The following is a 13,193-nucleotide window of genomic DNA, read 5'->3' as shown; positions in this document are numbered from 1 at the left end:
TGATGTGTGGAGTTACTGTTCTCAGCAGTAAGTTGATTCCAATCGCCCTTCTCTGTCGTTCGGCCTCTTGGTCAACTCTTGCATGGAACGTACTATATTACTTCTCTTCGTCACTATCGTTCCTCGACAAGCAAAGCTACGTTCTCAATGTGGCTTGTTTGTGGGAACATGTCTACGGGTTGTATTTCTTTAGTTTTGTAGCCTTGTGTTTCTAGTATTTTTAGATCTCTAGCTAGGGTGCTTGGGTCGCATGATACGTATACTACTTTCTTTGGCTTAACTTTTCCTATAGCTTCTAAAAGTTTTGCGTCGCAACCTTTTCTAGGTGGATCTACTACTATAACGTCAGCTTTTACTCCTGATTCTATAAGTTCTGGAATAACTTCTTCTGACTTTCCTACTAAGAATTCTGCGTTTTCTATTTTATTTATTTTTGCGTTTTCTTTTGCGTTTATTATTGCAGGTTCTATTACTTCTACACCGTAAACTTTTTTAGCTTTTTGTGATAGGAATAGTGTTATAGTTCCTGTTCCGCAATATGCATCAAATACTACTTCGTCTCCTGTTAGATCTGCGTATTCTAAAGTTTTTCCGTATAAAACTTCTGTTTGAATAGGGTTAACTTGGAAGAATGATAAAGGAGATATATTAAATTTAAACTCTCCTATATAGTCTTTTATAGTATCATTTCCATAAATAGTTTTGCAGTTATTGCTTAAAATAACGTTAGTGTCTTTGTTATTAACATTTAATATAACACTTTCTAAACCGCTTAATTCTTCTTTTAATCTATTAACTAAATCATCTAAATGAGGTACGTCTTCTTTAGTCGCGACTAAGACTACCATAACCCCACCTGTTTTAAAGCCTTTTCTTATCATTATGTGTCTAACTAAACCTTTTTTATCGAACTTCCCATCAACAAAAGCAGGTCTTATATTAAACTCTTCGATCCATTCTTTAGTTATCTTTGAAACTGTATCTGCATCTTCCTCTTGGATTAAGCATTTATCTATATCTATAATGTCGTGACTTCTCGGTGCATAGAATCCTACATTTACTTTTCCATTAACTAATCCTATAGGTAATTGAACTTTATTTCTATATCTATAAGGATTCTCTTCCATTCCTAAAGGATATTTAACTATACTTTCATCTAAACCGCCAATTTTTCTTACGCAATCTTTAACTCTTTCGAATTTAAAGTCTAATTGTGTTTTGTAATCCATATGTTGAAGTCTGCAACCACCACATCTTTTATAATATTTACAAGCAGCCTCTACTCTACCTTCTGATTTTTCTAAAACTTCAATTAATCTTCCATACGCGTAATTTTTTAAAGCTTTAACTATTCTAATCTTAACTTTTTCGCCTTTTAAGGCACCTTCTACAAATATAGGGTAGTTATCAATTTTAGCTACTCCTTCGCCTTCATAACCTTCTGAAATAATATCTAATATGTATTCTTCATTCTTTGTAACCATAGAAATCCGTCCTTTTCTTCTTTTTATCTGCTTAATTATAGCATAGGTGATAGGAAAATAAAAAGGAACTTACCTTTAAAGATAAATTCCCAAAACAACTCTAAAATTTTTAAGTATTATTTTTTTAATTTAGTAGCTAAAAATATTGCCCCTCCAAGTCCTACTATAGCAAGTGCACTTACTCCTATTAACTTTCCTAAGTGGTCCTTATCACAATTTTTAACTAATGCTTTTACATCACACATACTAGCTACCTCCTATATATAAACGTTTACTCTATAATATGATTGTACACCTAATCTTGTACTCTTTTCTACAAAATAAAACAAATTTAAGGTTATTTTAAACTTGTTAAAATAAGTACAATTTCATAAATTTAAAAGCTGTTATATCAAATCTGATATAACAGCTTTTTTCTTATCATATTAGGGAATATTAATAAGTTTTTCTATATCCTAAGCAAAGTATCTTTCTAATAAACCTTTGAATGCTTTTCCGTGTCTAGCTTCATCTTTACACATTTCATGAACTGTGTCATGGATAGCATCTAGGTTTAATTGTTTTGCTAATGTAGCTAATTCTTTTTTACCTTGGCAAGCTCCGTATTCAGCGTCTACTCTTTTTTGTAAGTTTAATTTAGTATCAGCATCAACTACTTCTCCTAAAAGTTCAGCGAATTTTGAAGCATGTTCAGCTTCTTCGAAAGCTATTCTTTTATAAGCTTCTGCAACTTCTGGGAATCCTTCTCTATCAGCTTGTCTTGACATTGCAAGGTACATTCCAACTTCTGTACATTCTCCCATAAAGTTAGCTTGTAATCCTTCAACGATTCTTGGATCTACGTCTTTAGCAACTCCGATTCTGTGTTCGTCAGCCCAAGCCATTTCTCCTACTTGTTCTTGGAATTTATCAGCACCTGCTCCACAGATTGGACATTTTTCTGGTGCTTGTTCTCCTTCATAAATATATCCACAAATTGTACAAACAAATTTTTTCATAATTACCGTCTCCTCTTAAATAAAATTTATATAAAATCTTTTTCACACACATTTATTATGTATTCAAGTTTTTGTTCTCTTCCTGAATACAATCTTATTATATAATAATTATTATTAGTTGTAAAGTACTTTTTGTTAATTTATATTATTAAGTTTTTAAACTCTTTGTTAACTACTTATGGATATTTGGACAAAAAAAGTGCACCCGTTAGGGTGCGGAATCAGTTGCCAAAAATTTCAAAACATATATATATTATACACATATATATTTATTACTATTCATTATACAACAAATTTATAAAAAATTTTGTTAAATCTAGCTACTTTAATAAAATTTTATTCTTTTATATTCAAAATCCCGTAATTATTTATATATATAAACAGAAAAAAGCTTAAAGTATTTATAAATTCACCCAGCAAATACCTTAAGCTTTTTCTCTCTCTAATTCTCTTAACCTTTTATATTGTTTTGTGTTTTTTTGATTTATGAGTACATTCTTATAGTACACCTTTGTTAAATCGTTTTCAAGATGAAATGCTTATTGTTTATTTTTTGTTTACTTTATTCCTAGTACAAGAAAGTAACTTTTATAAGATTAAAAAGAGCAGAGAAAAATCTGCTCTTTATATCTTTATTATTCTATCACACATTTTAGCTAGTTCTAAGTCGTGAGTAACTATAACTATAGTCTTGCCTTTAGAGTTCATATCTTTTAGATGTTTAAAAACCATATCTCTATTTAAAGTATCTAAAGAACCAGTAGGCTCATCAGCAAGTACTATCTTGCTATCTTTAAGTAAGACTCTTGCTATAGAAACCCTTTGTTGCTCTCCTCCACTTAGCTGATATACTTTCTTATCTTCTAGACCTTTTAAGTTAACTTTTTCAAGCGCTTCTTCTATAAGTGCCTTTTTTTCACTCTTTGATTTTTTTAAGTATTTTGTAGCTATCTCTAAATTAAAGGAAACAGTTTTATTTTCAACTAATGCAAAGTTTTGAAAAAGATAACTTATTTTATTTCTTAAGTTTAAGTTTGCTTTTTTTGAATTTATACTTATATTTTCTTCTCCATCTATTATAAGTTTTCCAGAATCAAAGCTTTCTAATAAACCTATTATATTCATAATAGTAGTTTTACCCTTACCGCTATTACCTATTAAAGCAACCATTTCTCCCTTATCTATTTCTAAAGATAAATCTTTTAAAACTACCTTTTCACCATACCTTTTGTTAACTTTCTCAAGTTTAATTATCCCCATCTTACCAATCTCCCTTTAATACCTTTAAAAGATGTCTTTTATTTATTATTATCAATAAAACTAATGCAATTAGTATTTCTAAAGTAATCCCAGTAATTAAAATAGTTAACCCTACTTTTAAATTAACCCTAATTATTAACATAAATAAAGCTATAAAGCCGTAAGTTTTTAAGATAAAATAAAAATACTCTTTAAATTTTTCTAAATTGCTGTATCCGTGAAAACTTCTAACAAAAATCAGCTTTTTATTTTGATTGAAGTAATTATTTATGCTTTGAATTATTATTACAAAAATAATTGTAACTCCACTTATTAACCCTAAAACTAAGTTCTTAAAGTAATTTTTATATTCATTTATTTTAAACTGCACTTCTTCATTTGCATAATTTACTCTTAAACTAGATGAATCTATCCCTGAAGATTTAATAATATCCTTGAATTGCTTATGCAACGGTTTATCTTTATCTACCTTTGCTTTTAAGGGGTTCCCGTCTGCATTAAAAATATAATGATTCCACCCTTTAAATAAACCATCCTCTGTTCCAACAAACATAACAGGGTCTAAAACTTTATTTCCTTCTGTACTTACATTCATATTATACGAAAAGTATTCTTGGCTAGGTTTAGTCCAAATTATTTCTATTTTATTGTTATCTCTGTAAGTGGACTTCCAGTTATTAAAGTATTCTTTAATTTCCTTTATATCTTTTTTATACTGGGTAGGTATTAAAATCACCCAATTTTTATTTCTTTCTGAAACTACAATCTCATTATTAAATTCATCATAAATTTTATGTTTATTTAAATAATTAGGGTTTATATAGCAAACCTTAGAATAGTATTTACTATCTTTATTTAAACTAGAGTTTAAATCATTAAAAATAGAAAACTCTGCATAAATTGCTCCCTCTTTATTTAGCTTTTTATATAATTTATCTTGTCCTTCTTTAAATTCTTCCGAATCAAAAACAGTAGGATCTAATGAATCTAAGTTAAATGTCACATAGTCCTTAGCTTCTTCCCAGCTGTTATATTTACCATTATAGATTTTTTTAACTTCATTAAGTTTCTCTAATTGGTTACTTATTATAAAAGTAAACCCTAAAATTAAAACTATTTTAATCACTGTATTAAAATATAGGATTTCCTTAGTGTTTCTCATATTTTTAATAACTAAATTAATCTTTATTTTTTTCAAATATAAATAAGGTATTGAAACAAAGATTATAGTAATTATTAGCATTATTAAATATATAAAAATCATATTCTTTAAAAATATAATATAACTACCATTAAACCTATTTATAAATATCTTACTTAAAACTATAATAGTTGCTATATTTGATATAACTTGAACTAATACTATACTCTTTAATTCTTCTTTCCAAATATCTAAATCAGAATATCCTAATAATTTTTTAATTACAAATTCCCTATATGAATTTATTATGTTATAAATTAAAATTATTATAATTAAAAAATATAAAACTCCTAGATAAAAAAAGCTTATTGAATCCTTTTTACCTATTGTTTCACTTTTACTATAACTTAAATCTTCCACGTCAAATATATTGCATATATCCTTTATCTTTTTATCTATATCTTTATTATTTTCAAAACTAATAGTTACAAACCCCGTAAAGCTCATTCCATCTTTAATCATCATTTTTAAAGGTTTTATCTGTAATATATAATCATCAGAAAGTACTTTAATAATTCCAAGTTGATTCTCATACTTAGAATTTTCAGTAGATAAAATTTGATCCTTATTCATAGAGTCTTTATTAAGCTTCACTCCACTATCTAAATCTATCTTCTCCATATATCTATCATCATTTAAATATGTATACTTTATAATTTTTTCTTTATCATCATCCCTATCTACCCTTGTGAAAAATATTGATGAGTTAGTTTTTTTAGATATTTTTTCAAATGCTTCGTATTGCTTTTCCCTATCTAGCTCAGCTAAATTTGCTGGAATCATAATATCATAACTATTTTCTAAATTGTTCTCTATATTTTTAATATTAAAAATCTCATCACTTTCAAATTCTTTTAAGTATATGAAAAAAGATAATACTGAAATAATTATGACTAATAATTTAATTAACTTTTTCAAAGCTACCCCCTATTTAATTTTTAACTGTATTCTAATCATTTGATTTAAATAGATTTCCCCCTCTATTTATAATTACATATTTTTATAATTATGTAAATTAAAAGAATATCGTTTTAAAATTAAATAAAAAAAAAGATGGATTCCTAAGAATCCATCTTTATATATAATCAAAGTTTTGATTATTCTACTTCTGTAACTTTCATTAAGTTAGTTGTTCCAACTTTTTCTACAGGTACTCCAGCAGCTATTACAACTGTGTCACCTTTCTTAACGAAGTTTCTAGCTTCAGCTATTTCAACTGATTTATCCATCATTTCATCTGTTGAAACGAATTTATCAGCTACCATTGGGTATACTCCCCATGAGAATGCTAAAGTTTTAGCAACTTTCTCGTCTGGTGTTATAGCTAAAATTGGGCAGTGTGGTCTGCATTGAGAAATTCTCTTAGCAGTAGCTCCGCTTTGAGTTGAAGTGATTATTGCAGCAGCTTCTAATTCATTAGCAGCGTTAACTGTAGCTCTGCTTATTACTCCAGCAACAGCAGGGATGTGTTTAGTAGCTTTTGATACTGCTACTTCGTGTGATAATTGCTTTTCAGCTTCTGTTGCTATTCTAGCCATAGTTCTAACAGCTTCTAATGGGTAGCTTCCGTTAGCACTTTCCCCTGATAACATTATAGCGTCTGTTCCATCTAATATAGCGTTAGCTACGTCTGAAACCTCTGCTCTAGTTGGTCTTGGGTTTCTGATCATTGAATCTAACATTTGAGTAGCAGTTATTACTGGCTTACCAACAGCGTTACATTTTTCGATGATCATTTTTTGTACTGCAGGTACGTTTTCTATTGGAATCTCAACTCCTAGGTCTCCTCTAGCAACCATGATTGCATCTGATTCAGCTAAGATTGAGTCGATGTTATCAACACCTTCTTGGTTTTCGATTTTTGAGCAGATTAAGATGTGCTCTCCACCGTTTTCGTTTAATAATTTTCTGATAGCTCTTACGTCATCAACTTTTCTGATGAATGAAGCAGCGATCATAGTAACTCCGATTTCACAACCGAATTTTAAGTCTGAAGCATCTTTTTCAGTTAATGCTGGTAATTGGATGCTTACTCCAGGAACGTTAACTCCTTTGTGAGTTCCAACTAAACCTGTGTTCATAACTTCACAGATAACTTTGTTTCCTTCAACTTTTCTAACTTCTAATCCAACTAAACCGTCATCTATTAAGATTGTGTTTCCTGGAACAACGTCGTTAGCTAATCCGTCGTAAGTTACTGAACATTTAGTAGTGTCTCCTACAACTTCTTCTTGAACGTAGATAGTGAACTCAGTACCTTTTTGTAATTCAACCTTGCTTGGTTCGAATTTACCAGTTCTTATTTCTGGTCCTTTTGTATCTAAAACGATAGCAACTTCTTTGTTTAATTCTTTTGCTAATCTTTTAACTTTCTCGATTCTTCCACCGTGCTCTGCATGGTCTCCGTGTGAGAAGTTATGTCTTGAAGCGTTCATTCCTGCTTCAATTATTTGTCTTAAAATATCGTCGTTTTCACTTGCTGGTCCTATAGTACAAACCATTTTAGTCTTTCTCATTGTAATAACACTCCCTCTTTGTTTTAATAATTCAAATCTTGTTTAAATTATTATTTTGATAATACTTCAGCTAATTTATACATATCTTCATCGATAGTTCTTTCTTGAGCTAAAGCTTCATCTATATCTAAATCAACAATTTGATTGTTAACTGATCCAATAACTCTTGAAGTCTTACCTTCTAATAATACTTCAACAGCTTTTCCACCCATTCTAGAAGCTAACACTCTGTCGAAAGCACTTGGGCTTCCTCCTCTTTGAATGTGTCCTAAAATAGTAGCTCTTGTTTCTATTCCTGTAACATCTTCTAATTCTTTAGCAAGTTCGAATGCTCCACCTATACCTTCTGCAAGCATAACTAGGTTGTGCATTTTTCCATTTTGCTTTCCTTCTAAGATTGTTCTAGCTAATTCGTCTTTGTCGAATCCCTTTTCTGGAGTAATGATTGCTTCTGCTCCACCAGCTAATCCTGTGTAAAGAGCGATATCTCCGCAATTTCTTCCCATTACTTCTACAACTGATACTCTCTCATGTGAAGTTGAAGTATCTCTAATTTTATTTATTGCATCTAAAACTGTGTTTTGTGCAGTATCAAATCCTATAGTATAGTCTGTGTAAGCTAAATCGTTGTCGATTGTTCCTGGAAGACCTACAGTTTTTACTCCTAATTTTGATAGAAGTTTTGCTCCCATGAATGATCCATCTCCACCGATAACAACTAGTGCGTCAACACCGTAAGCTTTTAATATTTTAACAGCTTTTTTTCTTACTTCTTCTTGTTTGAATTCAGGGCATCTTGCAGTTCTTAAGATAGTTCCACCTCTTTGGATTATATCTGAAACTGAAGTTCTATTCATTGGGAATAACTCACCATTTATAAGTCCGCTATATCCTCTTTGAACTCCCATAACTTCAATACCTGCTGCTAAAGCTGATCTTACAACCGCTCTGATGGCAGCGTTCATTCCAGGTGCGTCTCCGCCACTTGTTAAAACAGCTATTTTTTTCATCTTTACTCCTCCTTATTAACCATAGGGGCTTGTAAAGTCCCACTGGTTTCAAAACTTCCCATGTTTATATGACCGAATATTATTGTACATAAATTACTTTAATTTATCAATCTATATTTATAACATATTTAATTTAAGTTAAGTAAGTTTTCAGAAATTTGATACAAATTTATTATACCCTATCAAAACTAAAATTATATATTATTGCAGTCTTTTTATAGAATTAATTTATGTAAAATTTTTCATTTATTATTTGTTTAATAAACATAGGTATTTTTAATAATTTATTAATAAATAAACTTATTTATTTGCAATTTAATTTTTACATTCTTAAAAAATGCGACTTTTTTTTATAAAATTCGCATAAAATTAGATTTTAATCATATTATAATTATCTACTGTATCGATATAAATATCAAGTCAAATCTTGTCTAAATTACTATAATTAATATTAATTTAATCAAAAAAACTGTAATTTTACTATTGTAAATAATTACAGTTTTTTTAAATTCACTTATTTTTCTACTATTTTTACATTTCCTTCTCCATATTTCTCTTTAAGTGCAGAGATAATATTACTTTCTGTATTTATCCAAGTATCTCTAGATAATCTATAGCTTTTTCTATCTTTTTCATTAAATAAATATATAGCTGTATCACCTTTATACTCACCATAATTATATTTTAAATCCTTGTTAGCTATACTCATCTCTACAGTATCTTTAACTCTTATATATACTTTTTCTGAATTTACTTTTTCTAATCCTTCAACTTTTTCACATAAAAGTTTAGGTTCTTCGTCTTCTTTTAAGCTTATTCTACCCTTTATTGTAACTAGGGCGTCTTGTACTACTGAATCACGAACCCTATCTAACGTTTTAGGGAATATTACAACTTCTATTTCCCCGCTTAAATCTTCAAGTTTTGCAAATGCCATAATAGTATTATTTCTTGTTACTTTTTGATTTACTTCTGTTAAAATACCACCTAAGATTACAGTTTGGTTATCATGAATTTCTATATCATCTAAGACCTCATCTTCAAGTCCATTTTCAGAAGTTTCCTCTAAAATTTTGTGAGCTTCTAATATAGAATTAATCTCTGTTGTAGTCTGCATTTTAAGGCTTTTAACATAATCATCTAAAGGATGCCCTGAAAGATACATTCCAGTCATTTCTTTTTCCATAGCTAGAAGGTTTCTCTTATTAAATTCTTTAATGTTTGGATAGTCTACTTCTGGTAAATCTGTCTTATCCTCTTCTAATGCGAAAAGACTAATTTGCCCATCTATATTTCTCTTTTTCTCGTTTGCTACTCCATCCATAAGTTTTTCAAAAACCGCAAGCAGTTTAGATCTATAAACTTTAAAACAATCTAAAGCTCCCGCTTTTATTAAACTTTCAACAGCTCTTTTATTTATAGCTGATAAATCTATCTTGTTTATAAAATCCATTATAGATGTAAATTCACCTTTTTTATCTCTAGCATTTGTTATCCCTAGAACAGCATTAGCTCCAACGTTTCTTATAGCTGCAAGCCCGAATATAATCTTATCTCCTTCAACTGTAAATCTAGCATAACTTTTATTAACGTTTGGGGGTACAACCTGTATCCCCTGACTTTCTGCAAATTTAATGTAGTGTGCTACCTTTTCTGATGTACCTATTACAGAGTTAAGCATGGCTGCTATCATCTCTACAGGGTAATACCTCATAAGGTACGCAGTTTGGTAACCAACTACACCATACGCCGCTGCATGACTCTTATTAAAGGCGTAACTTGCGAAGTCCATCATCATATCGTATATCTTATTTGCTGCGTCTTCTGAAATTCCATTTCTTACACAACCCGGAACTTCTACATCTCCATCTTTATCAACGATACCGTATATAAAGTTCTTTCGCTCTTCTTCCATTACTTTATGTTTTTTCTTAGACATAGCTCTTCTTACAAGGTCACTACGTCCCATTGAATATCCTGCAAGTTTTCTAACAATTTCCATTACCTGTTATAGCGATAGGTAAGCTACCTCTTCATCATTACTGTTAAGTTTCGCTTTTCCCCCGCTTCACACCGTACGTGAGACTTTCACCTCATACGGCGTTCCATCAAAATAAATTGACTATGCCCCTTCGCTCCATAAGAATTACCTTACTTCATAACTACTACGGGCTGCTGCCCTACATGTTAAACAGTCATTTCCTACTGTCTAGGTTTAATTTTAAACCTCATGTAGTTCACTTGTTCCGTTTATTTTAGCTTTACATACTTCCTTAGATTTTGCCTACACTCCGCTAACAACAATAAACTATTGCATCTATTTTTTAGATATGAAATTATAACCAAGATATAATCTCACTGTTAGGATATGAGTTGAATTCCTCACCGTAATGGTTACGAAGCTTAAAGCAATTCCTGTTCGTAATCATAGAAGTTTTTTAGCCACCCCATTAATTCGCTAACCACTTCTCAGGTCTGCTTTTCATGGACTTTACCGTGCTTTATACATTTTAAAATGCATAACGGAGTTTTAGTGAAGCTTACGCTTTCAAATAAACAGTTAGGTTATCACCCTCCAATTTTGTAATTCATCTCTGAATTTTTTATATTTGGAAACAAGTCGCACCTTGATAAACCATTACTCCATAAGTAACATTTAGGATATCCTCCAGTTCAGGTGTTAAATATTCAACCTTATCTGGGTTTCTTTTTCTTTCTATATATCTTGGAATCTCAGCCATAGGTCCCGGTCTATAAAGTGATATCCCGGCGATTATATCCTCTAAGTTATCTGGTTTTAATTCCTTCATGAAAGAAACCATACCAGCTGATTCTAATTGGAATACCCCTGCTGTTTTCCCTGATCCTATCATCTTATAAACTTCTTTGTCATCCATATCGATTTTATCTAAATCAATATCAATTCCTTTGTTATACTTAATCATCTTAACTGCATCTGCCATAACAGTTAATGTTCTAAGTCCTAAGAAGTCCATCTTTAAAAGACCTAATTCTTCTAAAGTAGTCATTCCAAATTGAGTTACTATCATCTCATCATTTTTCTGAAGTGGCACATACTCAACTAAAGGCTTTGAGGCTATTACTACACCAGCTGCGTGAGTTGATGAATGCCTTGGAAGACCTTCTAAATCCTTACTTATATCAATTAAGCTTTTAACTCTTTCTTCTGAGTCATAGGCTGCTTTTAATTCTGGATTTAAATCTAAAGCCTTTTCTATAGTTATGCCTAGCATAGTTGGGATCATTTTTGCAATCCTATCAACTTCAGCATAAGTATAATTCATAGCCCTTCCTACGTCTCTAATACAAGCTCTTGCTGCCATAGTTCCAAAAGTAATAATTTGAGAAACATTCTTTTCTCCATACTTTTCAACAACATAATCTATAACTTCCTGCCTTCTTTCATAACAGAAGTCAGAATCGATATCTGGCATACTTACCCTTTCAGGATTTAAGAATCTCTCAAAAAGTAAGCTATATTTAATCGGGTCAATTTTTGTTATATCTAAAGTATATGCAACTATAGACCCTGCAGCTGAACCCCTTCCTGGGCCTGTTGGTATACCATTTACAACAGCATATCTTATAAAGTCCCAAACTATAAGGAAGTAATCAACGTATCCCATTTGATTTATAACTCCAAGCTCGTAATTAAGCCTATCTATTATAATCTTAGCTTCTTCATTTTCATCAGCAAAAGCATTTACTTTTTCATAATCATATTCTTCACTTCTAAACTTTTCTAAAACATCATATCTTTCGATAAGCCCCTTAAAACATACATCCCTTAAATAAGTAAAAGGATCTGTGTTTTCTGGAAGTGGAAATTTAGGAAGTTTTGAAACGTGGAACTCGTAATCAAAGTTACATTCCTCTGCAATCTTTACAGTGTTTTCTAAAGCTTCTTCAACGTAAGAAAACATATCATACATCTCTTCTGGAGATTTTAAATAAAACTGATCTGAAGGATATCTTCTTCTATTTGGATCTTCTACAGTTTTTCCAGTTTGAATACACATCAAAATATCGTGAGATTTAGAATCTTCTCTATTTATATAGTGAACGTCATTTGTTGCAACAAGTGGAATTCCAGTCTCTTTTGAAAGTTTAATGTTAAGTTCATTAACCTTTCTTTGTTCTTCCATATTGTGATTTTGAAGTTCTAAATAAAACCCGTCTTTAAAGATATCTTTATATTCTAAGGCCACTCTCTTAGCTTCATCATAATTATCATTAAGTAAATGCCCTTGAACTTCTCCTCCAAGACAAGCACTTAAAGCTATTAACCCTTCACTATGCTTTCTTAAATAATCGTGGTCTACTCTAGGTTTGTAATAAAACCCTTCTATAGATGCATCTGATGCTATCTTCATAAGATTTTGATAACCTATTTCATTTTTTACTAAAAGAACTAAGTGGTTAGTCTTATTTTCTTTATCTACCCTTTTAATATCCATAGACTTACTTGCTACGTATATTTCAGAGCCAAGTATAGGTTTTATACCTTCATCCCTGCAGGCCCTATAAAAATCGACACAACCGTACATAACACCGTGGTCAGTTATAGCTATGCTATCCATCCCTAGTTCCTTAGCTTTTTTAACTATCTTTTTTATCTTTCCAGAACCATCAAGCAAACTATATTCTGTATGAAGATGTAAGTGACAAAACTTTTTGTTATCCATCCATTCACATCCTTTCTT

General features: G+C 30.6%; 7 protein-coding genes and 2 pseudogenes. All 9 read right to left on the bottom strand.

The annotated features are described in order from the left end of the window. Positions 1 to 113 precede the first annotated feature (113 nt). Positions 114 to 1,484 (bottom strand): 23S rRNA (uracil(1939)-C(5))-methyltransferase RlmD, encoded by a 1,371-nt coding sequence (gene rlmD, locus INR60_RS14415; protein ID WP_194192196.1) that lies wholly within the window; start codon positions 1,482 to 1,484, stop codon positions 114 to 116. 116 nt (positions 1,485 to 1,600) lie between these two features. Continuing rightward, entirely contained in the window at positions 1,601 to 1,729 is a 129-nt protein-coding gene (locus INR60_RS17580) for a hypothetical protein (RefSeq protein ID WP_274380452.1), read from the bottom strand. Between the two features lie 210 nt (positions 1,730 to 1,939). After that, positions 1,940 to 2,482, bottom strand: coding sequence for an NADH peroxidase (locus INR60_RS14410; RefSeq protein ID WP_194192195.1), 543 nt, complete (start codon positions 2,480 to 2,482; stop codon positions 1,940 to 1,942). A gap of 624 nt (positions 2,483 to 3,106) precedes the next feature. Continuing rightward, the gene (locus INR60_RS14405; protein WP_207729585.1) at positions 3,107 to 3,742 is read right to left on the bottom strand and encodes an ABC transporter ATP-binding protein; all 636 of its coding nucleotides are present in this window, start codon (positions 3,740 to 3,742) and stop codon (positions 3,107 to 3,109) included. A gap of 1 nt (position 3,743) precedes the next feature. After that, on the bottom strand, positions 3,744 to 5,861 hold the full coding sequence (locus INR60_RS14400) for a DUF1430 domain-containing protein (protein WP_194192194.1): 2,118 nt from the start codon (positions 5,859 to 5,861) through the stop codon (positions 3,744 to 3,746). A 179-nt stretch (positions 5,862 to 6,040) separates the two neighbouring features. Beyond that, positions 6,041 to 7,459, bottom strand: coding sequence for a pyruvate kinase (gene pyk, locus INR60_RS14395; protein ID WP_194192193.1), 1,419 nt, complete (start codon positions 7,457 to 7,459; stop codon positions 6,041 to 6,043). Positions 7,460 to 7,509: 50 nt separating this feature from the next. Then, positions 7,510 to 8,469 (bottom strand): 6-phosphofructokinase, encoded by a 960-nt coding sequence (gene pfkA, locus INR60_RS14390; RefSeq protein WP_194192192.1) that lies wholly within the window; start codon positions 8,467 to 8,469, stop codon positions 7,510 to 7,512. 514 nt (positions 8,470 to 8,983) lie between these two features. Further along, positions 8,984 to 10,477, bottom strand: a pseudogene (locus tag INR60_RS14385) (helix-hairpin-helix domain-containing protein); the annotation flags it as partial. Positions 10,478 to 11,096: 619 nt separating this feature from the next. Beyond that, positions 11,097 to 13,175, bottom strand: a pseudogene (locus tag INR60_RS14380) (DNA polymerase III subunit alpha); the annotation flags it as partial. Between the last annotated feature and the right edge of the window lie 18 nt (positions 13,176 to 13,193).

The organism is Clostridium chrysemydis (assembly GCF_015234215.1).
Classification (GTDB): Bacteria; Bacillota; Clostridia; order Clostridiales; family Clostridiaceae; genus Clostridium; species Clostridium chrysemydis.
Note: the sequence above shows the minus strand (reverse complement) of the source record. Positions and strands in the feature narration are given on the sequence as shown.

Coding starts and splice junctions, on each gene's coding strand:
- rlmD (WP_194192196.1), bottom strand. CDS start 1,484: ATGGTTACAAAGAATGAAGAATACATATTAGATATTATTTCAGAAGGT.
- INR60_RS17580 (WP_274380452.1), bottom strand. CDS start 1,729: ATGTGTGATGTAAAAGCATTAGTTAAAAATTGTGATAAGGACCACTTA.
- INR60_RS14410 (WP_194192195.1), bottom strand. CDS start 2,482: ATGAAAAAATTTGTTTGTACAATTTGTGGATATATTTATGAAGGAGAA.
- INR60_RS14405 (WP_207729585.1), bottom strand. CDS start 3,742: ATGGGGATAATTAAACTTGAGAAAGTTAACAAAAGGTATGGTGAAAAG.
- pyk (WP_194192193.1), bottom strand. CDS start 7,459: ATGAGAAAGACTAAAATGGTTTGTACTATAGGACCAGCAAGTGAAAAC.
- pfkA (WP_194192192.1), bottom strand. CDS start 8,469: ATGAAAAAAATAGCTGTTTTAACAAGTGGCGGAGACGCACCTGGAATG.